Genomic DNA, 24,206 nt, shown 5'->3' on the forward strand with positions numbered 1-24,206 from the left:
GAGTTAGGGGCGACCACGACCCGTCGCTCACATCGAGGCCGCCATGCAAACCGACCATGAAGCCATCCGGCGACCTGACGCCGCGGAGCTCGAGCTGCCGAGGCACTCCCAGCCCGCTGGCTCCGCTGCCGACGGAGGGGGCCGACTCCTCTACACGCCAGCAGCGGCGGCCGGGCGACTCACCGTCGGCGAGTCCTGGCTCCGCCGCAAAGCCGGCCAGCGCCTCATCCCCTGCACCTTCGTCGGCAAGCACCTGCGCTTCACCGAACACGACCTCCGCGCCATCGTCGCCGCCGGCCACCGCGGACCGAGCAACCGCGACCAGACCAGCCGCCCCGGACGCCGACGGCGCACCCGTCGACGACACCCGTTCCGGTACCACGACGAGGTTTCTCGCCGAACACGCTTCCTCTCTGTCGCCTGTGGAGCGGTCCTGGACACGCACCACCACGCGACCCCTCACCACAGCGCAGGAGATCACCGTGCCCTGGACCGAACCCGCCGGCGACGACACTGGCGAGTCCGCTACCGCCGAACCGACGGCACCAAAAGGCGCATCTCCGGCTTCCCCACCCGCGACGCCGCCGACGACCACATCACCATGATGCTCCACGAACAACGCACCGGAACCTGGATCGACCCCGAATACGGCCGCACCACCATCACCGAATTCGCCCCCGCCGGAAACACCGCCTTCGCCGAGCTCACCAACCTCGGCATCCGCACCGGGGAGAAGAAGCTCCGCGCCTCCGGCTCGCCAAGACCACCGTCGACAGCATCATCAAATGCTTCTCGCTCCTGCTCTCCGACGCCGTGCCCGAGAAACTGACCGCCGCCACCCCCCTCGTCGCCCGGCGCTCGCCGACACGCCCAGCGCACCCCGCGCAAGATCTGGGGCGAGCCGGCCGGATCGGCGCCCGCTGGGCGAACTCACCGGCCTCGACCGCAGCAACGTCCAGCTCTACGACGACGACACCGGATCCATTTATCCCGCCCCCGACATCGGCGCCGTCCACGAACCCTGCAGCGGCCCGCTCCACCTCGGCCACCTCGAAACCGACGAATCCGAACGCACCATCAGCCCGCCCGACTCCTGAGCGCCCACAGCCTCCACCAGGTCTTCGCCAGCCCGAGCCTCGGGACTGTCCCTGGACGGACCTGGTGACCACCGAGCTGCTGCGCGGGCTGTTCGCCCCGGTCGGGCACGGGCTGTGGACCGCTGTTCTCGGCGGGCTCCGGGCCACGCCACCAGCACCGGCCTACCGCGTGCCGACGTCCCGGCATCCGGTTCTTCCGCTCTGTCCCGCCGTCCGGCGCCGATTTCGCTGGTCCACGCCGCCTTGGACCGATCAGTTATCCGAGCGACCCGCTTGGCATCGGTGGGTCACAACCCGAGCGGCAGCATGGACGAGTCCCGCGGCCGGGTGTGGTAGGCGATCCCGCGCGGGGAAAGGACCTGCTCGATCGCCGACACCATGCCGCCGATGAGGCCCGCCTCGTCGCCCAGCGAGCTGTGCACCAGGGACAGGTTGCGGGTGGCGAGCGGCCGGGACTGCTGGTAGACCACGCTGCGGACCTGGGCCAGCACCTCTTCGGTGCACTGGGCGATCGGCCCGCTGAGCACGATCCGCGCCGGATTGCCGAAGTTGACGAGGTCGGCGATCACCCGGCCGACGACGATGGCCACTTCGCGGACCACGCTGACGGTGTTCGCCTCGCCGCGGATCACCGAGGCCAGCAGGTCGTCCTCGCTCACGTCGAGCCGGGCCGCAATGGCCCCGGTCGAGGCGACGGCTTCGAGACAGCCGCGGTTTCCGCAGCGGCACAACGCGTCCGGCAGCTCGGGCACGCGGATGTGCCCGATGTCCGCGGCGGCACCGTCCGCGCCGTGCAGGAGCCTGCCGTTCTCACCGACGAAGCCGCCACCGACACCGGGGCCGATGTGGACGAGCAGCAGCGGCAGGTGCGCCCCCTTCAGCGCCCTGGCCTCCCCCAGCGCCATCAGGTTGACGTCGTTGTCGACGACCACGTCACACCCGAGCCGTTCGGCGAGGAACCGGCACACGCCGAAACCATCCCAGCCGGGCATCAGCGGCGGCCGCACGGCCATGCCCAGGTGCGAGTCGACCGGCCCGGGCAGGCCGACCGAAATGGCGAGCGCGTCCTGCTTCGTGAGCCCGTTCTCCGCCAGCAGGGCGGAGAACTGCTCGACGAGCGCGGCCAGCAGCACTTCGGGGCCCGCTTCCACGTCGATCGCCAGCTCGCGCCGTCCGACGACCTCCTTGTCCAGCGTGGTCAGCGCGACCCGGGACCGGCGAGTGGAGACCTCGGCCACGAGAACGACGCCCCTGCCGGCGCTGACCCGGAACATCTGCGCCGGGCGGCCACGAGCGTCCTGTTTACCGAACCCGGCGTCCTCGATCAGCCCGGCGTCGAGCAGCACCTCGAGGTGCTTGTCCACCGTGGAGCGCGCCAGGCCCGTGGCGCGCACCAACCGGCTGCGACTGACCTGCGCGCCGTCCGCGATCAGCCGGGCGATGACACTCCGCGCGGCGTGCGCGTCGGGGGCGAGGCTCTGCTCCTCGAGCAGGATGCCGACTTCGGTCCACAGCGAGCCCATGTTCGGATCCTAGCCCGACTTCTGTCGAAAAAGAAATAATTCTGGCCTATTTTGGCACCCAGAGGCAGAATTTACGCTCGCCGCATGACGAGATCCACGGAGGACAGCGCTGTCACCCGCACCCAGATGCCGGGGGTGGGATAAATGTCGGCCCGGCTGGTAGTTCGCGGCCTGAGCAAGGCCTTCCGCGGGACGCAGGCCCTGCGCGACGTCAGCTTCGCCCTGCAAGCCGGTGAAGTGCTCGCGCTCATCGGCGAGAACGGCGCCGGCAAGTCACCCTCATCCGCATCCTCTCCGGCGCGCACGCACCGGACACGGGCGAGGTCTTCCTCGACGGCAACCCGGCCGTGATCAGCGGACCGGCCGGAGCGGAGGCGCTCGGCATCGCGACCGTCTACCAGGAGCTGAGCCTGTTTCCCGAGCTCACGGTCACCGAGAACCTCCTGTTCAACAGCTACCCCGGCCGCGGGCGCATCGACTGGCGGGCCGCGCGCCGGGAGGCCGCCGCCCTGCTCGCCGAACTGGGTCTGACGGTCTCACCCGACCAGCGGGTGCGGGAGCTCAGCGTCGCCGACAAGCAGATGATCGAGATCGCGAAAGCGCTGCGCCGCAGAGCCCGCGTGCTCATCCTCGACGAACCGACCGCCGTGCTCGGCGGTGCGGACGTGGACCGGTTGCTGGCGCTCGTGCACGACCTGACCCGACGCGGCGTGAGCGTCATCTTCGTCTCGCACCGCCTGGAGGAGGTCTTCGGCCTCGCCGACCGGTACGTGGTGCTCAAGGACGGCGAACTGACCGGCGAAGGAGTGATCGCCGAAACCACGCACGACGCGCTGGTCTCGAAGATGGTCGGCCGCGACTTCGTGCGCGGCAGCCGCGAACCGGGCGCCGAAATCGGCGAGCCGGTGCTCCAGGTCGAGGGGCTGTCCCGGCCCGGGGTGCTGTCGGACATCTCGTTCTCGGTGCGGGCCGGAGAGGTGCTCGGCATCGCCGGGCTGCGTGGGGCCGGCCGGACCGAGTTGGCCCGCGCGATCTTCGGCGCCGACCCGCACACCGGAACCGTGCGGTTGCACGGTGAACCCGTGCGGATCACCGACCCGCTGCAGGCGATCAAGGCGGGAATCGGCCTGGTACCGGAGGAACGCAAGACGCAGGGGCTCGTCGTGGATCAGTCCTGCGCCACCAACATCTCGCTGGTCAGCCTGCTCAAACGCGGGCGCCGCACGGTACGGCCCGCGGCCGACCACGCCGCGGCCCGGCGGCACATCGAGAAGCTCCGCATCAAGACACCGGGTCCGCTGGCGCCGGTCGGCACGCTTTCCGGCGGCAACCAGCAGAAGGTCGTGCTCGCGAAGTGGCTCGAGGCGGGCGTGGACCTGCTGCTCCTCGACGAACCCACGCGCGGCATCGACATCGGCGCCAAGCAGGAGATCTACACCCTGATCCGGCACCTGTGCGCGCAGGGCCTCGCGATCATCGTCATCTCGTCCGAACTGCCCGAGGTGCTGGCGCTGTCCGACCGGATTCTCGTGATGCACCAGGGCCAAGTCGCCGCCGAACTGCCCGGCGGCACCGCCACCGAAGAGGAAATCATGTCTCACGCCGTTGGAGGGCGATAGCCGTGGCCATCGAAGCCGGCCGGATGCCGGCCCTCAGATTGCAGGTGCGGCGCAACCGGCTGCCCCTGCTCGTCGCCGCCGTCGTCATCGCCGTCGTGGCGATCGCGGTGCCACTGTTCTTCCAGCCCGCCAACCTGCTCAACGTCGGCCGCCAGTCCGCGGTCGTCGGGGTGATCGCGATCGGCATGACGTTCGTGATCCTCACCGGCGGCATCGACCTGTCGGTCGGCGCGACCCTCGCCCTGACCGGGGTGACCACGGCGCTGTTCCTGGACGCCGGTATGGTCCTGCCCCTCGCGATCGTGCTGTCGCTGCTGGTCGGCGCGGGCGTCGGAGTGCTCAACGGCCTCGGCGTCGCCCGGTTCGGCGTGCAGCCGTTCATCATGACCCTCGCGACGATGGTCGCGATGCAGGGCCTGTCGCTGCGCTTGACCAACGGCGGGCCGAAGTCGTTCGACAACGGCAACGGGTTCTTCACCCTGCTGGGTAGCGGCGACGTGCTCGGGATTCCCGGGCCGTTCGTGATCTTCCTCCTCGTCTCCGTGGCCGGCGTGCTGACCCTGCGCTACTTGCCGTTCGGCCGGTTCCTCTACGCGATCGGCGGCAGTATGGAGGCGGCGCGGCTCTCCGGGGTGCGCACCAGCCGCACGCTGGTGCTCGCCTACGCCGTCAGCGGCCTGTGCGCCGGGCTGGCCGGCATCATGAGCGCGGCCCGGCTCGGGGTCGGTGACCCCACCGCGGGTGCCCTGTCCAACCTGGACGCGATCACCGCGGTGGTGATCGGCGGGACCAGCCTCGCCGGTGGCATCGGCGGCGCGGCCGGCACCGTGTTCGGCGCGCTGCTGCTCGCGGTGCTGGCCAACGTGCTGAACCTGATCGGGGTCTCGCCGTTCGACCAGCAGATCGTCAAGGGCGCGGTGATCCTCGTGGCGGTGCTACTGGCCGTGCAGGCGGTCCGGCGCCGCAAGGGCAGGCAGTCGTGAAGGCCCGGCTGGCGGCGCTGAGCCTGGCGCTGCTCGCCGCGGGCTGCACGACAGTCCCCCGCGAAGGGACGTCGGCGACCGAGGAGCTCGGCGACCGGCTGGCCCCCAGCGTCTACTGCGACGCCGAATGCCGGGGCGAGCTGGTCCTGCACGCCGACCCGTCCACCGTGCGCTGCTCCGTCGGCGTCTCCTGGAACAGCACAGCCTTTCCCTACGGCGCGAAGACGACCCGGATGTTCCCCGACTTCGCCCGGAGGTTCCTCCCGGGCATGAAGGTCACGGTGTCCGACGCCCAGGGCGACGCGGGAGCCCAGGTCAACCAGGTGTCCGACATGCTGGCCAAAGGCGTGCGGGTCCTGGTCATCTCGCCACAGGACACCGCCGCCCTGCGCGGGATCGTCGCCCAGGCCACCCGGTCCGGGGTCAAGGTGATCACCGCCGACCGGCAGGTGGACGGCGACGTGTCCAGCTACATCGGCTCCGACAACGTCGAAGCCGGGGTCACCGACGGCAAGGCCGTCGTCCGGGCGCTGGGCGGCCACGGCGGGGTCGTCGAGCTGTCCGGCAGCTTGGGCGCCTCCCCCACCATCACCCGCGGCGCCGGCTTCCGGCAGGGCATCGCGGGTTCCGGGGTCCGGATCATCGCGACCCAGACGGCCAACTACAAACGCGCCGACGGGCTCAAGGTCATGGAGGATCTGCTGCAACGCTTCCCGCACGGGCAGATCCAGGCGGTGTACTCGCACAACGACCAGATGACCTTCGGCGCGCTGCAGGCGATCCGGGAGGCCGGGAGACAGAACGAGATCAAGGTGTTCAGCGTCGACGGTGAGGCCGACGCACTGGACCGGATAGCCGCGGGCTCGCTCACCGCCACGGTCGGCTATCCGCTCGTGGCCATGGAAGCCGCGATCGCCGCGGCGAAGCTCTGCGCGGGTGAACCGCTCGCCCCCCGGATCAAGCTCGCATCGACCCTCATCGACCGCGCCAACGTCGAGCAGTTCCTCGGCCGGCCTCCGCAGTAACCAGAAAGGGAAACAATCGACGTGAAGATCTCTTACAACACCTGGGCCTACTCCAGCTTCTTCGTCTGGGTGCCCTCCTACACGCTCGACGAGACGATCAAGCGCATCGCCGGGCTCGGCTACGACGGCATCGAGATCGGCGCCGCCGCCCCGCACGCCTACCCGCCGCACCTGTCCGCCGACCGGCGCGCCCAAGTCAAGGACCTCCTCGACGAACACGGGCTCTCCTTGTCGAGCATGCTCCCCGCGCCGTCCGGCGGTCCCGGCAACAACCCCGCCTCCCCCATCGCCGAAGAACGCCGGGCGACCATCGAGCACTACAAGGAGCTCGCCGAGCTGACCGCGCAGTGGGGCGGCAAGACGCTGATCTACCTGCCTGGCTGGATCATCTTCGGGACCTCCCGGCGGCAGGCTCTCAAGTGGACCCGCGAGTGCCTCACCGAGATCGCCGACGCGATCGCGCACACCGGCGTCACGCTGGTCATCGAGCCGACCTCCCACGACACGAACCTCTGTGAGAGCGCCGATGACGCTATCGAGCTGATGGAGGACGTCGACCGCGACAACGTGAAGCTCATGTTCGACACCTTCCACGTGCTGTACCGGCGCGAGGTGCTCAGCGACTACGTCCACAAGATGGGCGAGAACCTCAAGCACATCCACATCGCCGACAGCGACCGCCTCCCGCCCGGTTCCGGCGTCGGCGACTTCCCGTCCCTGGTGGACGCGCTGCTCGGCACCGGCTACGACGGCTACCTGACGATGGAGACGGGTTTCCACCGTCGTGGCATCGAGCCGGACGAGGACGCACGCACCTCCATCGAGTACCTGCGCCCGCTCGTCGAGGCCAGGACCAAGGCCCAAGCCAGTTCCTGAACACGGGAGAAGGACGAGATGGACCACCCACTGCTGTTCCTCAACCGCGAGGAAGCGGCCGTCCTCGACGCGCTGGCCGAGGAGATCCTCCCCGGCGAAGAGGGTTCGCCGGGGGCGAGCGAAGCCGGCGTCGTCGAGTACATCGACCGCTCGCTGGCCGGGTTCCTGCGTGATCTGCAACCGGTCTACCGCGCCGGGCTGACCGCCCTGCGCGAGCTGAGCGGCGACGTGACTTTCGCGGACCTCGACGCCGAAGCACGGCACGAGATCGTGGCCACGCTGGCGGAAAGCCCGGACTTCGCCGGGAGGTTCTTCCGGATCGTGCGCGAGCACACCATCCAGGGGTTCTTCGGTGACCCGGCGTACGGCGGCAACCGCGAGCTCGCCGGCTGGAAGCTCGTCGGCTTCCCGGGAGCGCAGTGGGGCTATTCGGCCGAGCAGATGCGGCCGGGCGTCGACGCCCGGGAGATCCCGCTGCTCACCATCAAGGATCTGTACGCACGGATCGGAGGCGAGCGATGACCGAGCGGTTCGACGCGATCGTCGTCGGGATGGGCTCGTCCGGCGGCATCATCGCCGAGCAGCTGACCAAGGCGGGACTGCGGGTGCTGGGCCTGGACAAGGGCCCGGACTACACTCAGGAGGACTTCCTGGTCAAGCAGGACGAGCTGCGCTACTACCAGCGCGGCGCCATCGTCGCCGGGGTCGACGTCGACCCGGTGACCTGGCGGGCCGGTGAGAACCAGACCGCGAGCGTGCTGCCGTGGTCCGCGGGCGAGCTCGGTTCCGACGAGCCGCTGTACGGCCTGCCTTCCATCGGCACCGGGGGCGGCACGCTCCACTGGGGCTGTGCCGCGTACCGGTTCCGGGAAGCCGACTTCCGGATGCGTTCGGCGATCGCCGAGCGGTTCGGCAAGGAGGCGCTGCCGGAGGGCACCCTGGCGGACTGGCCGATCAGCTACGCCGATCTCGAGCCGTACTACGAGAAGGTCGAGCGGGAACAGGGCATTTCGGGCCGGGCCGCGGAGAACCCGTTCGGGCCGCCACGCGAGCACGACTACCCGATGCCGCCGGTCACCCAGGGGCCGGGCGACGTGCCGTTCGTCGAGGCGACCCGGCGCCTCGGGCTGCACCCGTTCCGGCAGCCGCTGGCGATCAACTCGGTCGAGTACCGCGGCCGGCCCGCCTGCGTGAACTGCGGGTTCTGCCACGGTTATCCCTGTCACGTCCGCGCGAAGTCGACCACGCAGGTCACCTCGGTGCCGGCGGCCAAGGCGACCGGCAACCTCGACCTGCGCCCGCTGAGCCGGGTCCTGCGGATCCACCGGACCGGGGACGGTTCCCGGGTCACCGGAGTGACCTATGTGGACGGTGCGGGCATCGCCCACGAGGTCCGGTCCGACCTGGTGGTGCTGACCGCGTACGCGCTGGAGAACGTGCGCCTGCTGCTCGTTTCGGGGATCAACCGCGACGGCCAGGTCGGCCGGAACTTCATGACGCACAACTTCGGCTGGTTCACCTCCGTCCTGCCCGAGCCGACGAACCCGTTCCTCGGCACGTTCAACGCCTCCAGCGCGGTCGACGACTACACCTCGGAACTGGTGCCGGACAACGACCTCGGCGTGCTCTGGGGTTCGCCGATCATCAGCGTCACCGGGGACCTGCAGCCCATCGAGGCCTACCACCTGATGGACCCGAAGGTGCCCAGGTGGGGCCTGTCGCTCAAGCACTGGCTGCGTGACAACTACCTGCACCTGCATCGGATGTATTCGCAGACGACGAACTTCCCGCATCCCCGGCACTACTGCGACCTCGACCCGAACGTCAAGGACCGCTGGGGCCAGCCCGCGCTGCGGATCACGCACGACTGGGAGTCCCACGACGCGAACTCGGTCACGCTCATGGGCCGCTACAAGGAGAAGATCGCCCGCGAGATGGGTGCGAAGGACTACTGGACGGACGCCCCGCGGCCGCCGTACCACCTGTCCACCCACGACGTCGGCGTGCACCGCATGGGCGAGGACCCGGCGACCTCGGTCACGGACGTCTACGGCGAGGTGCACGAATGCCGCGGCCTCTACGCGGTCGGTGGCGGGCAGTTCGTCAGCTACGGCGGGTACAACCCCAACCAGACGATCCAGGCGCTGGCCTACCTGAGCGCCGAGCACCTGCTGGAGCGGGGATGAGCGGCCGGTTCGAAGGCAAGGTCGCGTTCGTCACCGGAGCGGGGCGCGGCCAGGGCCGCAGTCACGCCGTCCGGCTCGCCGCCGAGGGCGCGGACGTGGCGCTGGTCGACCTGGGTCGCGCTGGAAAGGTGGAGAATCCGCCGTACCGCACCGCGACGATCGACGACCTCGAAGCCACCCGGGCGGAGATCCGGGCGCTCGGCCGCCGGGCCGAAGTGTTCGAAGCGGACGTTCGCGACCACGAGTCATTGGTGCGAGCCGCGGACGAGACCGCGCGCAGGCTCGGCGGGATCGACTACGTGATCGCGAACGCGGGCATCACCGACGGCTTCCACCGGACCTGGGAGCTGCCGCCGGCGCACTGGCAGACCATGATCGACATCAACCTCACCGGGGTCTTCCACACCTGTCACGCGACCGTGCCCCGGCTCATCGAGCGCGGAGCCGGTTCGGCACTGGTGCTGATCAGCTCCGGCGTCGGCATCAAACCGGTCCCGCGGCTCGCGCACTACGTCGCGGCGAAGATGGCTTTGCGCGGGCTGAGCGTGTCCCTTGCCGCCGAGCTCGGCCAATACGGCATCCGGTGCAACACCGTGCACCCCGGCGGCATCGGCACCGAGATGACCACCGCGATGGCCGAGCTGAACCAGGTACCGCGCGAAGACCTGCTGGCCGGTTTCCGGGCCGGGCAGCTGCTGCCGGGTGATCTCGGTACCAGCGACTCGACGGCCGCCGTGCTCTGGCTGCTTTCAGCCGAGGCGCGCATGATCACCGGCCTGGAAATGACCGTCGACGCCGGCGAAAGCAAGAAATGACACAGAAAGGGCAAGGTATGTCTTCGGAGAAGGTGCTGCGCGTCGGCATCGTCGGGCTGGAGTTCGGCGCGGAGTTCATCCCGATCTACCAGCGTCACCCCAACGCCGAGATGTACGCGATCTGCCAGCGCACCGAGTCGAAGCTCAACGAGGTCGGCGACCGCCACGGCGTCGACGTGCGCTACACCGACTACGCGCAGATGCTCGCCGACCCGAACATCGACGTCATCCACATCAACACCCCGCTGCAGCTGCACGCCGACCAGGTCGTCGCCGCGCTGGAGGCGGGCAAGCACGTCGGCTGCACCATCCCGATGGCCACGTCGGTGGACGACTGCCGCCGGATCGTCGAGGCGCAGCGGCGGACCGGCCTGACGTACATGATGATGGAGACCACGGTGTACAGCCGCGAGTTCTTCTTCCTGGAGGAGAACTACCTCGGCGGTCACCTCGGCCGGCTGCAGTTCTTCCGGGCCTCGCACCACCAGGACATGACCGGCTGGCCGTCCTACTGGGACGGGATGCCGCCGATGTACAACGCGACCCACGCGATCAGCCCTACGCTCGCACTCGCCGGGCACCAGGCCGAGTACGTGCAGTGCCTGGGCTCGGGCTCCGTGTTCGACCGCATGAAGAAAGCCTACGGCTCGCCTTTTGCGATCGAGTCGACGCACATCAAGTTCCTCGACAGCGACGTCGTCGCCGAGGTCACCCGGCACCTGTGGGCCGTCGCCCGCGAGTATCGGGAGAGCTTCGACGTCTACGGCTCGATCCGCTCCTTCGAATGGGCCCAGACCGAGAACGCCGCACACGTGCTCCACCTCGGCGAGACGCCCGAGCGGATCGAGGTGCCCGACTTCGCGCACCGGCTGCCCGAGGAGATCCGCTCGTTCACGACTGCCGGCGTGTACACCGGGGACGGCGAGACCGAGCACCGTTCGTTCGTCCAGGGCGGCGGGCACGGTGGCTCCCACCCGCACCTGGCGCACCGGCTGCTGATGTCCGTGCTCGGCCAGGTCGAGCCCTACCCGAACGCGGTGCAGGCCGCGAACATCACCTGCGCCGGCATCCTGTCCCACCAGTCCGCCCTCCGCGGCGGCGAGCGGGTGTACCTGCCGGACTGGACCTTGTCCGACGCGAAACCGCACGTCGTCGAGCTGGCACAGGACATCGAACCACCGTGGGCCGCGGCCTGAAGAACCGGGTTCCTCCCGGCGGGGCGCCTGCCTCGCCGGGAGGAACCCGCCGCCGGCCGAACACGGCGTCAGGCGCCCACGGCTGTGCTCACTCGGCGGGCAGCAGTGCCGACTCGCTGCGCAACGCCGCGCGTGGCCGGCCGGACAGGTTCGACCCGTTGGTCTCGCGCAAGGCGAAGGTGCACAGCAGCGAGAGCACCGCGGTGCCGACCATGTACCGCGCCACCGCCATGACGCCGCCGGTGCGGTCCAGTAGCCAGGTGGCGATGATCGGCGCGAGCGCGCTGCTGGCCAACGTGCCGAGGGTGTAGCCGAACGAGATGCCCGAATACCGGATCTTCGTCTCGAAGGCCTCGGCGAAGAACGCGGCGAGGGGACCGAACGCGGCGGAGAAACCGGTGCAGATCAACAGGTAACCGACTGTGGCGAGCAGGAACGAACCGGTACCGAGCAGCCAGAACCAGGGAAACGCCAGCACACCCATCGCCACCGTCCCCGCGGCGAAGACCGGCTTGCGACCGACCCGGTCGGAAAGGGCGCCGAAGAGCGGGAGGGTGACGAAGGTGAGTGCCATCGCCGCCAGCACGATCCACAGCATGGAGTTCCGGCTGAAGCCGATCTGCTGGGCACCGTAGCTCAAGCCGAACACCGTGGTCAGGTAGAACGTTACCCCGATCGAGAGGTAGGCACCGCCGGTCAGCAGGACCTGTTTCGGGTAGTGCCGGAGCACGACGGCGATCGGCAGCTTGACCACGTTCTCCTTGTCCTTCAGACGGTCGAAGCTGGGGCTTTCATTTCGATGACAAGTTAGAATAGTGCAGCGTGTTGACACCACAGCTCAACCAATGCCCATGGACGCCTACCGCGCCGGCGACGAGTTCGTCGTCTGCTTCGGCCTGCCGGTATCACTCCCGACGCCATCGAGCTCGAAGTCGAACGCAACGTCTTCACCGTCAAGGCCGAACGACGGCCCGCGCCCCACGGCGGCGACGTCCAGATGCAGGTCGGTCCGGCTCGGTCCGTTGTCCCAGAAAGGCATCTCCACCGTGACCGCATCGCTGCACACCTGGGCTGGCCCCCACTCGGCCTTCACCGCACTGCAGAGCTACCTCGCCGACGTGACCACCACCCTCGGCGTCGGTCTCGAGTCCTGCACCCGTCGATCACGACAGCCGGGTTTCCGCCCACGCCGCCCTCGACGAACACCTGCCCGGCTACCCGGATCGCGACGTCGCCCTGCTGTGGGGCGAAGTCCACGGCTGGGCCGCCGCCATCGAGACCACTCCGGCGAAGACCTCATCGTCATTCGTTGTCTCGGCGGCACCACGGTCACCCCGGCGCCCGAGGACGCCGCCCGGCTCTTGACGGCGCCGCGCGAGGACGACCGTCACGTCGGCCGCCTCGACCCGCCTGCCATCCGCACCGCCGGCACTCTCACCGAACTGCAGACCATCCTCTCCGACCGGAGAACAGCTTGAACGCCCGGGCCTTGCCGCCGCCGGTCAGTTTTGCCCTCGCCGTGCGCGGGTCGACGAGCACCTCGCCGACCTGCACGACGAAATACGGCTGCTGACGCTCGACCGCGACACCGCGCTCGCCGAGGCCGGCACCCTTGCCCGGCTCCTCGAAAACACCCGTGTCGAGGCGAGCGACCTGCACGCTCACCCCGATCGCGTCGTCCGCGCGCCAGCCGACCCGGCGGCCGTCGGCGACCGCGTCCAGCGCCTTACACGAACTCGCCCGGGCCGAAGCCGACACCATCGTCGCCCGCCTGCGGGCGATCGACGCGCACCGAGCACATCCATGCCGAGGAAACGGAACCCGCGGTCCGCAGCGAACGCCTCGCCGCTGCATGACGTCCCCGCGACGGCTGCCGGTGGACGCCGTGGTGCTGTAAGCATCGCTTACCGCCCAGCCCGTTTGCCGGCAGCTCAGGCGGAGGTGACGTCGTCGGCGACGGTCCGGGCGCCGCGCTCGCGATCGAGCGCGCCCCGGGTCTCCGGGCTGGCCAGGATCGCGATGACGAACACCAGGGCTGCGCCCACCAGGAAGATCGCGAGCCGCGAGGGAACATCCGACAGCTCCGGGCTGAGCAGGCTCACCAGAGTCGGCATCAGCCCGCCGAGCATGAAGCCGAGGTTCCAGCTCACCGCGGTGCCCCTGGCCCGCAGTTCCGTCGGGTACTGCTCGTTGAGGAAAATCATCAGCGGCGAATACGCGGCGTTCGACAGCATCACCATGACGACGCACAGCAGCGCCACGACCGCGCCGCGATCACTCCCGGCGGAGGCGATCCCCCAGGTCAGCAACGGCAACGCGAAGAGGTTGCACAGGCCGAACCCGAGCATGGTCCGGCGGCGGCCGAGCCGTTCGCTCAGGTGGCCCGCGGCGATCGCGGCCCCGATCACCAAGACGCTGCTGACCAGCAGAATGGCGCCGCGCCGGTCGGCCGGGACGCCGACCACTTCGCTGAGCAGGGTGGGCAGGTACCCGGACGTCAGGTAGTACTGCGCGCCACCACCGGCCGCCACCGCGATGTTGAGCGCGAGGATCTTCTTGCCTCGGCCGCGAACCAGCTCCCGGAAGGGCACCGGCGCGCGCTGTTTCCCCTCGAACTCCGGGGATTCCTCGACCTTGCGCAGCACGAACAGGCTCAGCAGCGCACTGAGCAGCCCGCAGAAGAACAGCACCCGCCAGCCCCACTGGTCGAACGCCGGGCCGGGGAAGATCGCCGAGACCACGATGTAGGCCAGGCTGGCCAGGGCCGCACCGAGACCTGCTCCCCCGGCCCCGATCAGCCCGCTCATCAGGCCACGCCAGCGCGGGCCGATGCTCTCCGTGCCGAGCGTGTGCGTGGTCGCGGTGACGCCGCCGACGAACAATCCCTGCGCGATGCGCAGCGCCAGGAACAGGATCGGCGCGAGCACGCCCACCGCGGCGTGGGAAGGGATCAACCCCATCGCCGCCGTGGTGACGCCGACGCCGCCCATCACGAGCACCATCGTCGCCTTGCGTCCCTTGCGGTCCGCCAGCTCACCGAAGAGCGCGGCACCCGCCGGGCGCATCACGACGGTGACCGCGAACGAGCCGAACACCGCGGCGATACCCAGGGTCGGGCTGGAGCTCGGGAAGATGTTCTTGCTGATCGGTCCGGCCACGTAGAGCAGCAGGAACAGATCGAACAGGTCGAAGGACCAGCCGGCGACGGAAGCGAATACCGCGGCACGAGGCGACTTCGACCGTGATGCGCTATCGGTTGTCAAGGTTTCCCCTTACACGCGGCGGAAATCAGGATCAGCGGGACTTGCGGCGCAGCACGGTCCGAACCCGGTCGACCAGCGGGGCGAACACGAGCTTCAGCGCACTCGGCGCCTTGACCGGGCCGCTGGGTGCCTGCCCGGAGGTCGCGGCTTCCCGCAGGGCGTCCGCGAACTGCTCGAACATGCGCCGGCTCACGTCCCCGGCGAGCGCCCGGCCGAACTGCGCGATGCGCCCGGTGAGGTACACCTTCGCCTCGGCCCGCATCGCGGTGCCGGTGGCCGTGGCCTCGGTGCGCAACACGATGTCGGCCTGGGTCTGCGCGCCACCGGTGTCCTGCCCCTGCGCGAGCACGCGCAGGCGCTGACCGGCACGGTCGTGTTCGACGACGTGCGCGACCCCCTTGAACGAAAGCTTGATCGGGCCGACCGAGACGCGCGCGCGGCCGCCGTAGTGGTCCTCGCCGAGATCTTCGGTGAGCTCCGCGCCGGGCAGGCAGCGGGCGAGCAGGTGCACGTCGTCGAACACGCGCCACACCGCGTCCACCGGCACGCCGATCTCGGTCTCGATGTCGACGGCGATCGTCGGGTCCCCGGCCGGCAGCACGATGTCGATCCGGCGGGTGTCCTCGGTGTGCTCGGCGGCCTCGCGGCCGTCGGTGCTGCCGCCCGCCTGACCGGTGGCCCGGCCGACGAGCGCGCGGTGCGCGCAGTTGCCCGGGGCGGGGATGCCGCCGGGGTGCGCCTCCCGGGTTTCGTTGACCGCGGTGAGGATGTTGCGGTACCCGGTGCAGCGGCAGATGACCCCGGAGAGTTCTTCGGGCAGTTCCTCCGAGGTCACCTCGGGCTTGGTGCTGAGCAGGTCGTAGGAACTCATCAGGAAGCCCGGCGTGCAGAAGCCGCACTGCAGCGCGTGGTTGCGGCCGAAGGCCTCCTGCAGCGGGTGCAGGTCGTCCGGCCGGCCGAGGCCCTCCACGGTGACGATGTCCGCGCCGTCGAGCTGGACCGCGAACAGCAGGCAGGCCCGGGCCGCCTCGCCGTCCACGAGCACCGTGCACATCCCGCACACGCCGTGCTCGCAGCCCACGTGCGTGCCGGTGAGCCCGAGGTGGTCGCGCAGCGCGTCGGCGAGCGTGACCCGCGCGGGCAGGCGGAGCACGGCGGGCGTGCCGTTCACGCTCATCCTGACCTCGACGAGATCGTCCACCGCGGCCTTGACGGCCCGGGGTTTTCCGTTCTGTGCCACCACTTCGGTTGTCACGAGTCCACCTCACCGGCGCTCCGGAGAGCGCGCTCGTATGCCTTGCCCAGTTCCCGGGTCGCCAGCGTGCGGAACAGCCGGCGGCGGTAGTCGCGGGACGCGTGGGCGTCGCCGTCGGTGTCGACCAGCTCCTCCGCCACCGCGGTGAGCGGGCCGGACAGGGTGCTCGCCAGGCGGCTCACGTCGCCACCGCTCTCGCTCAGCGCGGCGGCCAGCTCACCACTCACCGAGCGGGTGACCGGCCGGTCGGACACACCGAACCCGGTCAGCTCCGCGTCGATCTCCGCGCCGCGCACCCGGGCCCGGGCGACAACCCCGGCGAGTGCGAAATCGCCGTGCCGGCGCGCGATCTCGGCGAACCCGAAACCCTCGCCCTTCCCGGCGACCGGGAACCGCACCGCGGTCAGGATGTCGTCGGCTCCGAGTGCGGTCGTCATCGCGCCGGAGAAGAAGTCCCGGGCCGGCACCCGGCGGGCGCCGCCGGGTCCGGTCACGGTCAGTTCGGCGTTCAGGCAGCACGCCACGGCCGGCAGCTCGGCGGCCGGGTCGGCGTGCGCGAGGCTCCCGCACACGGTGCCCCGGCTGCGCAGTTCCCGGTGCCCGACCCACGGCAGCGCCATGCCCAGCAACGGAACCCCGGCGGCCACCGGGTCCCGTTCGACCCGGCGCTGGCGCACCGTGGCGCCGATCTCCAGGTACCCGCCCGCGGTCTCGACCCGGTCGAGCTCCGGGACGGAATTGATGTCCACCAAGGTTTCGGGGCGGGCGAGCCGCATGGCCAGCACCGGGACCAGTGACTGCCCACCCGCGATGACCTTGCCGCCGCCGCCCGCGCTCGCGAGTTCGGCGATCGCGTCGGACAGACTCGACGGCCGGACGTAGGCGAAGGGTGCGGCCTTCACGGTGTCAGCTCACCGCCCCTGGAACTTCGGCGCGCGCTTCTCGTGGAACGCGGCGACGCCCTCGGCGAAGTCGTTGCTGGAGCGCAGCATCGAGTACGCCTTGCGCTCCAACTCGATGCCGGAGTAGAGCGGCGCGTCCACGCCCTTGTCGAGCACCTCCTTGGCGGTGCGGGCGGCCAGCGGGGAGAACCCGAGCAGCACACCCACGATCCGCTCCACCTCGGCGTCCAGGGCGGCGCGGTCCTCGACCACGTTCGCCACCAGACCCCAATCGCCCGCCTGCCGCGCGTTGATCCGCGACGCGGTCATCACGTGGTACTTCGCGCGGGAAAGACCGATCAGCCGGGCGAGGCGCTGCGTGCCACCGGAGCCGGGGATCATGCCCAGGCGCATTTCCGGCAGCGCGAACTCGGCGCGCTGGGTGGCCACCCGGATGTCGGTCGACAGCGCGAGTTCGAGCCCGACACCGAAGCAGTAGCCGTCGACCGCGGTGATCACCGGCTTGGGGCTGCGCGCCGCGGCGGTGACGTTCTGCCCCAGGTCGGTGAAGTCGATCGGGTCGACCTCCATGAACCCGGCGATGTCACCGCCGGAGGAGAAGTGCTCCCCCTCGGCCTGGACGACCACGACCTTGATCTCGTCGTCGGCGTCGATCTCGGCGAACCGCTCGGCCATCACCTGACGGGTCTCCCAGGTGATGATGTTGTACTTGCCGTGATCGAGGGTCAGGTAGGCGACCCGGCCGTCGTGGCCGCGGTCGAGCCTGATCTCGCCTCCGGTGAGTGCCATCTTCAGTGGTTCCTTTCCGTGGTGCTGCCGCTCAGCAGCTCGTGGAGCACGTTTCCGTGCAGGGGCAGGCTGGTGATGTCGACACCGGCCGGGGCGAGCGCGTCCGCGACCGCGTTGGCGATCGCGACCGGCAGGCTCATGCAACTGCCTTCGCCGCAGCCCTTCGCGCCGAGCCTGGTCAGCGGGGACGGTGTTTCCAGGTGGTCACTGTCGAGCTCGAAGGTGGTTTCGGCGGTGGTCGGGCACAGGTAGTCCATGAACGTCGCAGTGGGCTGCCCGGCGTCGGTGTAGCGCATCTCCTCGAACAGCGCGCCGCCCAGTGCGTGGGCGAGCGCGCCGTGCACCTGTCCTTCGAGGAGGGTCGGGTTGAGGATCGTGCCGGCGTCGTGCACGGTGACCACCCGCTCGAGCTTGACCTCCCGGGTCTCCGGGTCGATCCGGACGACGGCCAGTTCGGCGACGAAGCCGTAGCACAGGCTCGAGTTGATCTGGTCGGAGCGGCTCGCCGCCTTCGACTGCGGAGGCGTGAACGCGGCCTCCTCGTAGAGCCGCGCGGAGGTACCGGCCGGCAGCGCACCGGGATCCCAATGCACCAACCCGGCCGCGTGCTTGAACGAGACCGAACGGCTCGGCTCGGCACGCAGCCGGATCTGGCCCTCGGCGAGTTCCACCTGCTCGGCCGCGACGCCGAGCAGTGTGGCACCGGCGATCTTGATGGTCTCCGCGAGCTTCTCCGCGGCCTCCACCAGCGCGCTGGTCAGCAGCGGCGCGAAGCGCGAGGAGTAACTGCCCGAGCTGATCGTCCACGGGGTGGTGGCGGTGTCCATCTCGACGAGCGGTCGCACGTGTTCCCGCGGCAGCCCGAGCTGGTCGGCGACCACCTGCTGTGCGACGGTGGCGTGGCCTTGGCCCTGCGGCACGGTGCCCAGGAGCACCGAGACCAGCCCGCTGGGGTCCACGCTGATCCGGACGTGCTCGGTGGAACCGGACTTGCCGCGCCCGGACGCCCGCTGCTCGGCCGGGGTGGCCAGGCCGACGTAGCCGATGTTGGTCGCGGACGGGTCGACGATGGTGGCCACGCCGAGGCCGAAGTACTCGCCCCGCGCCCGCGCTTCCCGCTGCTTTTCCCGCAGGGCCTGGTAGTCCGCGTTCTTCACGACCATGTCGAGTGCGCGGTGGTAGTCGCCGGAGTCGTAGATGCCGCCGCTCGGGGTGGCGTACGGGAAGTCCTCGTGCCGCACGAAGTTCCGCCTACGCAGCTCGACCGGGTCCAGGCCGCAGGTCTCGGCGACCCTGTCCATCAGCCGTTCCAGGCCGAAGTACAGCTGCTGGCCGCCGAAGCCGCGGTTGAGCCCGGTGGGTGTCTTGTTCGTGACCACGGCCCGCGAACGGATCCGAACGGCGTCGATCTTGTAGGCGCCGGTGATGTTGCCGAAGCAGCGGTACAGCGTGCTGGGCTCGGGCGGACGCAGGTAGGCGCCCACGTTGTCCACCAGGTCGGTCCGCAGCCCCTGCACCGTGCCGTCGGCCGAGACGGCGGCCTCGAACCACATGGCCCGGTCGGATCCGGCGGAGCTGGCCAGCAGGTGCTCGATGCGGTCCTCGGTCCAGCGCACCGGCCGGCCCGCGTGCTTGCTGGCCAGCGCCATCAGCGCGACGTAGGGGTAGATGCCCGCCTTGATGCCGAAGCTGCCGCCGTTGTCGGCCGGGATCATCAGCCGGATCCGCGACGCGGGCAGGCCGAAGGCACCGGCCAGCACCGCCACCATCGAGAACGGGCCGTGGAAGTTCGCCCACGCCTGGATGGCCGGACCGTCCACTTCGTCCTGCCACTCGGCGACGACCGAGTAGCACTCCATCGGGGTGGAGGAGTAGCGCGGGAAGAGGTACTTGCCCTTCACCACGTGATCCGCTTTGGCGAACACCTCGTCCACGTCGCCGAAGGTGAAGGTCCGGTCGGTCGCGACGTTGCCGTCCGCGTCCTCGTGCAGCCGCGGCGCGTCCGGCAGCAGCGCCTTCTCCACGTCGACCACCGGCGGCAGCGGCTCGTAGTCGATCTCGACGAGTTCCGCGGCGTCCTCGGCCAGGTACCGGTCGCCGGCGACCACGACCGCGACCGGTTCGCCGACGAAGCGCACCTTGTCGGTCGCCGTCGGGTAGTACGGCATGGGGACCTTGAGCGCCAGCGGGAACGGGCGCAGGGCCGCCTTGACCTCCTCGGGTCCGATCACCGCGGCGACCCCGGGATGCCGCCGGGCCCGCTCGAGGTCGACGCCGCGGATCCGGGCGTGCGGGTGCGGGCTGCGCACCACCGCCGCGGTCAGCGTGCCCGGCAACGGGTCCAGGTCGTCGAGGAACCTGCCGCGCCCGGTGAGCAGCGCGGGATCTTCGACCCGCGCCGTCCTCCCGGCCGGTTTGTCGGTGACTGCGGTCATTCGGCTCACCTGCTTGCTTCGGTGGCGCTGCCGGGCAGCGCGCGGTAGTTGCCAGTGCTCAGTTCGCGGCGCAGGATCTTGCCCACCGCGGATTTCGGGATGGCCTCGACGGGGACGAATCGCTTGGGACGCTTCAACGACGGCAGTCCGGACTGTTCGCCGGCGAAGACCTCCAGCACCGCCGTCGCGTGCTCGGGGGTCATGCCTTCGGCGGGGACGAAGAACGCGGTGGCGGCCTGGCCCCACCGGTCGTCGGCCATGCCGACCACGGCTATCTCGCGCACCGCCGCGCAGCGGATCAGCGCGTCCTCGATCTCGTCGGGGTAGATGTTCTCGCCACCGGAGTTGATCATGTCGTCGACCCGGCCGGCGACCCAGAGGTCCCCGTCCTCGTCGGCGATCGCCAGGTCGCCGGGGAAGTACCAGCCGTCGCGGATGGACTTGGCGTCGGCGTCGGGACGGCGCCAGTACCCGGCGAACGCCTCGGGGCCTGCCATCGAGACGGCGATCTGCCCCTGCTCCCCCGGGCCCACCTCGGCGTCCGGCGGCGCGGCGGGATCCGGGTGCACCAGCCGGACGCGGGAGAACACGCCGGCGCGGCCTGCCGAACCCGGCTTCGCGAGCACGTCCGGCCCGATGGTGAAGGTGTAGATCTCGGTACTGCCGAAGTGGTTGACGAAGGACTCCGGTGCCAGCGCGCCGGCCAGCTGCTCGGCCAGCGCCGGGGTCATCGACGAACCCGCGTAGGCCAGCCGGCGCACGGTCCGCGCCTCGGTGAGCCGCCCGGTGCGCACCAGCGACCAGTAGATCGTCGGGACGAGGTACAACGAGCCGATTCCCTCGGCGGTGATCAGCTCGAGCGCCTCGTCCGCGTCGAACTTCACCTGCGGCACCCAGGTTCCCGCGCCGACCAGGGTGGCCAGCAGCGTGCGCAGGCCCATGGTGTGGAACAGCGGCATCACACCCAGGGTGGCGTCGAAGCGCGACTGTCCACTCTGGATCAGATGAGCGATGGCCGCGTGGTGCTCCGCGGAGTGCGTGCGCGGCACGCCCTTCGGTTTCCCGGTGGTGCCCGAGGTGTAGAGCATCACGCTGATGTCCTGGTCGGACACCCGGACGTCCGGGCAACCGCTCGGCTGCCGCAGCGCCAGGCGCTCGATGGTGTCCTCGGCCGGCGGCCCGGAGGCGATCCGGGGAACCGGGGGTAGCCCGGCCAGCGCCTCGTCCGCGAGGGCCGCGGTCGAGGCGTCGGTGATCACCAGGGCCGGCTCGGCGTCGGCGACGCAGTAGGCGAGTTCGGGTGGCGCGAACCGGAACGACAGCGGCACCGAGACGGCACCGAGCTTCTGCGCGGCCAGGTGCAGGCTGGCCAGCGGTTCCCCGCCGGCCAGCGAGAGCACCACGCGCTCGCCGGGCCGGACGCCGAGCACGGTCAGTGCCCGAGCCAGACGATCGGTGTGCGCGTCCCACTCGGCGTAGGTCATGGAGCTTCTACCGCCCACCGCGCGGCGCCGGGGATAACGCTCCGCTGTCCAGCGCAGAACCGTACCCAGATCCATGTCCGTCCCTTCATCGAGACAGCGATCGACTCACCGTCTGTAACGAACGGTATGAACTCGACCATCCGTTTCGGATGGTTGCGAACCTACGATACGATTCGGAGCATGTCAACGGTTCGGTTGTCGACGACGTCGTATGTGGTGCTCGGCATGCTCGCGCTGCGCGGTCCTTCCACGTCCTACGACCTCAAGCGCGCGATCGGCCGGTCAGTGGGGTACTTCTGGAACTTCCCCCACGCACAGCTGTACTCGGAGCCCAAGCGGCTCGAGGAGGCCGGCCTGCTGGAACTCGACGAGGAGGACACCGGGCGCCGACGCAAGACGTTCTCGATCACCGAAGCCGGCCGGAAGGCGCTGCGCGGCTGGATGGCCGAGCCGGTCAACGAGCACTTCGAGCTGCGCGACGTGGCGGAGATCAAGCTCTTCTTCAGCGAGCTGGCCGGGCCGGACGACGTGGCACAGCTCGCGAAGGGGCAGGTCGAGCAGCACGAGCGCCGGATCGCCGAGTACGAGGAGATGCAGCGCCGCTTCGGTCACATCGAAGAGGTCGCCGGTCGCATGATCACCCTGGAACTGGGGCTGGGCATGGAGTACGCCGCACTCGAATTCTGGCGCGGCGTACTCGAGCGCGCCGACCGCGGCGAGTTCAAGATCGGAAAGCCCGCACTCCAGAGCTAGTGGAGTCGCTGGTTTGCCGCGGGTTGCGGTGATACGTCATGCCTTCCTCGGGCTTGACGGTCAATGACGAGGACCGGGCCATCCGGAAGTCCCGGCGACCGGATAAGCGCCTTCCTGGCACTCGTGGACCGTTCGGCGAGTGCGCCGGGAGACTGCCAAGCTTCGACAGGAGGGTGCTTCGTCTTCGAACCAGCGGATGATCCGTTCTTGGACACAGATCGAAGCCGCCGGTCGGGTGAAGCAGACGAGAAGCGTCGGAACCTGACAGTCACAGCCCTTCGACGCGCTCTCACCAATTCTACTGGGGTAACGCTGGGGCAAACCCCCGCTTCGAACCACGCCCAGCCGCACTGAAGTGCACTCAACTGCCCCAGACTGCCCCTGTCGACCTGCGGATTCGCTGAAACCGCAGGTCAGGAGGCCGTGCGCATCTGGCATTGAGGGGGTCAGGGGTTCGAGTCCCCTTGGCTCACTCTCTCGCAGAACCCCTTCGATCAAGTCGTTCCGGCAGGTCGGAGGGGTTTCTCGCCGTCCGGGATCGATTTGGGTGATCGGCTTCGACCGGTGCACAGGTGCCCCTGCTGGGGCATTTCTGGAGCACCACGCTCCCGCCCACAGACCCCGCGTCGTCGGGACTGTTCCAAGATCGGTGTTTCCGGCCCGACACGCCGGGCTGAGGTCCGGCGGGGATGGGCACTGTGAGTGATGACATCGGAGCTTGTGAGTCCACGCAAGAGTGAGTCCAAGCCGGCGCGGGAGCTGTCGCCGGAGCAGGCCGCCGCGGCGGCGATGGTGGCCGAGGCCAAGGCCCGTGGGCTGGCGCTGACCGGACCGGACGGGCTGCTGAAGCTGTTCACCAAGAACGTGCTGGAAACGGCACTGAACGAGGAAATGACCGGGCATCTCGACCATGAGAAGAACCAGGCCGATCCGGATCGTGAGTCGACGAACGTGCGGAACGGCACCCGGTCGAAAACGGTGGTCTCGGACGCCGCGGGCGAGGTCGGTATCAGCGTGCCGCGGGACCGGGAGAGCACGTTCGAGCCGCAGATCGTGAAGAAGCGGCAGCGTCGGCTGACCGAGGTGGACGAGATCGTGCTGTCGCTATATGCGAAGGGCATGACGAGCGGGGATATCTCGGCGCATTTCGCTGAGATCTACGGGTCCTCGGTGAGCAAGGAGACGATCTCGCGGATCACCGACAAGGTCGTCGCCGAGATGAACGACTGGGCCAACCGTCCACTGGATTCGGTGTACGTGGCGGTGTTCATCGACGCTATCCACGTCAAGGTCCGTGACGGCCAGGTCGCCAACCGGCCCGTCTACGCCGCCATCGGCGTCACCGTGGACGGTCACAAGGACGTGCTGGGTCTGTGGATGGGCACCGGCGGCGAGGGCGCGAAGTCCTGGATGAGCGTGCTGATCGACCTGAAGAACCGCGGCATCCGGGACGTGTTCTTCCTCGTCTGCGACGGCCTCAAGGGTCTGCCCGAGGTCGTGGCGAACGTGTGGCCGCAAACTATTGTTCAGACCTGCATCGTCCACTTGATTCGCAACACCTTCCGGCTCGTGTCCCGCCGGGACTGGGAGGCGGTGAAACGAGACATCAAACCTATCTACACCGCGCCCGGCCCGGACGCCGCCGCGGCTGCTCCCGACGAGCTCGAAGAGAAATGGGGTGCGAAGCACGCGGCTGTGATTCGTTTGTGGCGTAACGCTTGGAGTGAGTTCACGCCGTTCCTTGACTACGACGTCGAGATCCGGACGATGATCTGCTCCACGAACGCGATCGAGTCGCTGAACGCCCGTTATCGGAGGGCGATCCGTGCACGTGGGCATTTCCCGACCGAGCCGCGATGAAGTGCCTGTACCTTGTGACCCGCAGCCTGGACCCGATCGGGACAGGCCGCGCTCGATGGACGATGCGTTGGAAGCCAGTGATCAACGCCTTCGCCATCACGTTCGGTGACCGCTGGCCGGAGCCGAGACCTACTGATCAACAACG

The 24,206-nt window shown here is 69.5% G+C and carries 20 protein-coding genes and 3 pseudogenes; 14 read left to right on the forward strand and 9 right to left on the reverse strand.

Features of this window, described 5'->3' with window-relative positions; genetic code table 11:
• Positions 1-43: 43 nt before the first annotated feature.
• Positions 44-829 carry a helix-turn-helix domain-containing protein gene (locus tag ABFJ78_RS31550; RefSeq protein ID WP_436390217.1) on the forward strand — a complete coding sequence of 262 codons (786 nt, stop codon included), beginning with the start codon at positions 44-46 and terminating at the stop codon, positions 827-829.
• 555 nt (positions 830-1,384) lie between these two features.
• Here the strand turns inward: ABFJ78_RS31550 and ABFJ78_RS31555 are convergent.
• On the reverse strand, positions 1,385-2,620 hold the full coding sequence (locus ABFJ78_RS31555; protein WP_436390218.1) for an ROK family protein: 1,236 nt from the start codon (positions 2,618-2,620) through the stop codon (positions 1,385-1,387).
• Between the two features lie 144 nt (positions 2,621-2,764).
• On the opposite strand from ABFJ78_RS31555, the pseudogene ABFJ78_RS31560 reads away from it, so the two are divergent.
• The 9 genes and pseudogenes from ABFJ78_RS31560 to ABFJ78_RS31600 form a co-directional block, all read left to right on the forward strand.
• Positions 2,765-3,207 (forward strand): annotated as a pseudogene (locus ABFJ78_RS31560) (ATP-binding cassette domain-containing protein); the annotation flags it as partial.
• A 258-nt stretch (positions 3,208-3,465) separates the two neighbouring features.
• Positions 3,466-4,239 (forward strand): ATP-binding cassette domain-containing protein, encoded by a 774-nt coding sequence (locus ABFJ78_RS31565; protein WP_436390719.1) that lies wholly within the window; start codon positions 3,466-3,468, stop codon positions 4,237-4,239.
• Positions 4,240-4,241: 2 nt separating this feature from the next.
• Positions 4,242-5,222, forward strand: a complete 981-nt coding sequence (locus tag ABFJ78_RS31570) for an ABC transporter permease (protein WP_436390219.1) — start codon at positions 4,242-4,244, stop codon at positions 5,220-5,222.
• Positions 5,219-6,247 (forward strand): substrate-binding domain-containing protein, encoded by a 1,029-nt coding sequence (locus ABFJ78_RS31575; RefSeq protein ID WP_436390220.1) that lies wholly within the window; start codon positions 5,219-5,221, stop codon positions 6,245-6,247. The genes ABFJ78_RS31570 and ABFJ78_RS31575 overlap by 4 nt, the downstream gene beginning before the upstream one ends.
• A gap of 21 nt (positions 6,248-6,268) precedes the next feature.
• Positions 6,269-7,123, forward strand: a complete 855-nt coding sequence (locus ABFJ78_RS31580; RefSeq protein ID WP_436390221.1) for a sugar phosphate isomerase/epimerase family protein — start codon at positions 6,269-6,271, stop codon at positions 7,121-7,123.
• Between the two features lie 18 nt (positions 7,124-7,141).
• Positions 7,142-7,645 (forward strand): gluconate 2-dehydrogenase subunit 3 family protein, encoded by a 504-nt coding sequence (locus ABFJ78_RS31585; RefSeq protein ID WP_436390222.1) that lies wholly within the window; start codon positions 7,142-7,144, stop codon positions 7,643-7,645.
• Positions 7,642-9,309 (forward strand): GMC family oxidoreductase, encoded by a 1,668-nt coding sequence (locus ABFJ78_RS31590; RefSeq protein WP_436390223.1) that lies wholly within the window; start codon positions 7,642-7,644, stop codon positions 9,307-9,309. Before ABFJ78_RS31585 ends, ABFJ78_RS31590 begins: the two co-directional genes overlap by 4 nt.
• The gene (locus tag ABFJ78_RS31595; protein ID WP_436390224.1) at positions 9,306-10,124 is read left to right on the forward strand and encodes an SDR family oxidoreductase; all 819 of its coding nucleotides are present in this window, start codon (positions 9,306-9,308) and stop codon (positions 10,122-10,124) included. Before ABFJ78_RS31590 ends, ABFJ78_RS31595 begins: the two co-directional genes overlap by 4 nt.
• Before the next feature lie 17 nt (positions 10,125-10,141).
• A complete protein-coding gene (locus ABFJ78_RS31600) occupies positions 10,142-11,320 on the forward strand; it encodes a Gfo/Idh/MocA family protein (RefSeq protein WP_436390225.1) in 1,179 nt (392 codons plus the stop codon).
• 88 nt (positions 11,321-11,408) lie between these two features.
• On the opposite strand, the gene ABFJ78_RS31605 is transcribed toward ABFJ78_RS31600, so the two are convergent.
• Positions 11,409-12,074 (reverse strand): MFS transporter, encoded by a 666-nt coding sequence (locus ABFJ78_RS31605; RefSeq protein WP_436390226.1) that lies wholly within the window; start codon positions 12,072-12,074, stop codon positions 11,409-11,411.
• A 58-nt stretch (positions 12,075-12,132) separates the two neighbouring features.
• On the opposite strand from ABFJ78_RS31605, the pseudogene ABFJ78_RS31610 reads away from it, so the two are divergent.
• Positions 12,133-12,326 (forward strand): annotated as a pseudogene (locus ABFJ78_RS31610) (hypothetical protein); the annotation flags it as partial.
• A 200-nt stretch (positions 12,327-12,526) separates the two neighbouring features.
• The gene (locus tag ABFJ78_RS31615) at positions 12,527-12,685 is read left to right on the forward strand and encodes a DUF6292 family protein (protein ID WP_436390721.1); all 159 of its coding nucleotides are present in this window, start codon (positions 12,527-12,529) and stop codon (positions 12,683-12,685) included.
• A gap of 69 nt (positions 12,686-12,754) precedes the next feature.
• Here the strand turns inward: ABFJ78_RS31615 and ABFJ78_RS31620 are convergent, their stop codons facing one another.
• The 7 genes from ABFJ78_RS31620 to ABFJ78_RS31650 all read right to left on the reverse strand — a co-directional run bounded on the left by ABFJ78_RS31620 (position 12,755) and on the right by ABFJ78_RS31650 (position 21,523).
• Positions 12,755-13,081: a hypothetical protein gene (locus tag ABFJ78_RS31620; RefSeq protein ID WP_436390227.1), complete on the reverse strand. Its 327-nt coding sequence runs from the start codon at positions 13,079-13,081 to the stop codon at positions 12,755-12,757.
• A 170-nt stretch (positions 13,082-13,251) separates the two neighbouring features.
• A complete protein-coding gene (locus tag ABFJ78_RS31625) occupies positions 13,252-14,583 on the reverse strand; it encodes an MFS transporter (RefSeq protein ID WP_436390228.1) in 1,332 nt (443 codons plus the stop codon).
• A 31-nt stretch (positions 14,584-14,614) separates the two neighbouring features.
• Complete coding sequence (locus ABFJ78_RS31630) at positions 14,615-15,838, reverse strand: xanthine dehydrogenase family Fe-S subunit (protein ID WP_436390229.1); 1,224 nt, start codon at positions 15,836-15,838, stop codon at positions 14,615-14,617.
• The gene (locus tag ABFJ78_RS31635; protein WP_436390230.1) at positions 15,835-16,740 is read right to left on the reverse strand and encodes an FAD binding domain-containing protein; all 906 of its coding nucleotides are present in this window, start codon (positions 16,738-16,740) and stop codon (positions 15,835-15,837) included. The genes ABFJ78_RS31630 and ABFJ78_RS31635 overlap by 4 nt, the downstream gene beginning before the upstream one ends.
• Before the next feature lie 9 nt (positions 16,741-16,749).
• Positions 16,750-17,529: an enoyl-CoA hydratase/isomerase family protein gene (locus tag ABFJ78_RS31640; protein ID WP_436390231.1), complete on the reverse strand. Its 780-nt coding sequence runs from the start codon at positions 17,527-17,529 to the stop codon at positions 16,750-16,752.
• Between the two features lie 2 nt (positions 17,530-17,531).
• Positions 17,532-19,964: a xanthine dehydrogenase family protein molybdopterin-binding subunit gene (locus tag ABFJ78_RS31645; protein WP_436390232.1), complete on the reverse strand. Its 2,433-nt coding sequence runs from the start codon at positions 19,962-19,964 to the stop codon at positions 17,532-17,534.
• A 5-nt stretch (positions 19,965-19,969) separates the two neighbouring features.
• Positions 19,970-21,523: a class I adenylate-forming enzyme family protein gene (locus ABFJ78_RS31650; protein WP_436390233.1), complete on the reverse strand. Its 1,554-nt coding sequence runs from the start codon at positions 21,521-21,523 to the stop codon at positions 19,970-19,972.
• Positions 21,524-21,628: 105 nt separating this feature from the next.
• Here ABFJ78_RS31650 and ABFJ78_RS31655 point away from each other — a divergent pair, with 105 nt between their 5' ends.
• Together ABFJ78_RS31655 and ABFJ78_RS31660 are read left to right on the forward strand one after the other, a co-directional pair.
• Positions 21,629-22,201, forward strand: coding sequence for a PadR family transcriptional regulator (locus ABFJ78_RS31655; protein WP_436390234.1), 573 nt, complete (start codon positions 21,629-21,631; stop codon positions 22,199-22,201).
• A 705-nt stretch (positions 22,202-22,906) separates the two neighbouring features.
• Positions 22,907-24,197: pseudogene (locus ABFJ78_RS31660) on the forward strand (IS256 family transposase).
• Positions 24,198-24,206 lie beyond the last annotated feature (9 nt).

The sequence above is a fragment of the Amycolatopsis sp. MEPSY49 genome, from assembly GCF_051337345.1.
Lineage (GTDB): Bacteria > Actinomycetota > Actinomycetes > Mycobacteriales > Pseudonocardiaceae > Amycolatopsis.

Bases quoted from the DNA above. Each gene is read 5' to 3' on its own strand.
- ABFJ78_RS31550 (WP_436390217.1), top strand. From the start codon at position 44: ATGCAAACCGACCATGAAGCCATCCGGCGACCTGACGCCGCGGAGCTC.
- ABFJ78_RS31555 (WP_436390218.1), bottom strand. From the start codon at position 2,620: ATGGGCTCGCTGTGGACCGAAGTCGGCATCCTGCTCGAGGAGCAGAGC.
- ABFJ78_RS31565 (WP_436390719.1), top strand. From the start codon at position 3,466: ATGGTCGGCCGCGACTTCGTGCGCGGCAGCCGCGAACCGGGCGCCGAA.
- ABFJ78_RS31585 (WP_436390222.1), top strand. From the start codon at position 7,142: ATGGACCACCCACTGCTGTTCCTCAACCGCGAGGAAGCGGCCGTCCTC.
- ABFJ78_RS31590 (WP_436390223.1), top strand. From the start codon at position 7,642: ATGACCGAGCGGTTCGACGCGATCGTCGTCGGGATGGGCTCGTCCGGC.
- ABFJ78_RS31595 (WP_436390224.1), top strand. From the start codon at position 9,306: ATGAGCGGCCGGTTCGAAGGCAAGGTCGCGTTCGTCACCGGAGCGGGG.
- ABFJ78_RS31600 (WP_436390225.1), top strand. From the start codon at position 10,142: ATGTCTTCGGAGAAGGTGCTGCGCGTCGGCATCGTCGGGCTGGAGTTC.
- ABFJ78_RS31620 (WP_436390227.1), bottom strand. From the start codon at position 13,081: ATGGTGTCGGCTTCGGCCCGGGCGAGTTCGTGTAAGGCGCTGGACGCG.
- ABFJ78_RS31640 (WP_436390231.1), bottom strand. From the start codon at position 17,529: ATGGCACTCACCGGAGGCGAGATCAGGCTCGACCGCGGCCACGACGGC.
- ABFJ78_RS31645 (WP_436390232.1), bottom strand. From the start codon at position 19,964: ATGACCGCAGTCACCGACAAACCGGCCGGGAGGACGGCGCGGGTCGAA.
- ABFJ78_RS31650 (WP_436390233.1), bottom strand. From the start codon at position 21,523: ATGGATCTGGGTACGGTTCTGCGCTGGACAGCGGAGCGTTATCCCCGG.
- ABFJ78_RS31655 (WP_436390234.1), top strand. From the start codon at position 21,629: ATGTCAACGGTTCGGTTGTCGACGACGTCGTATGTGGTGCTCGGCATG.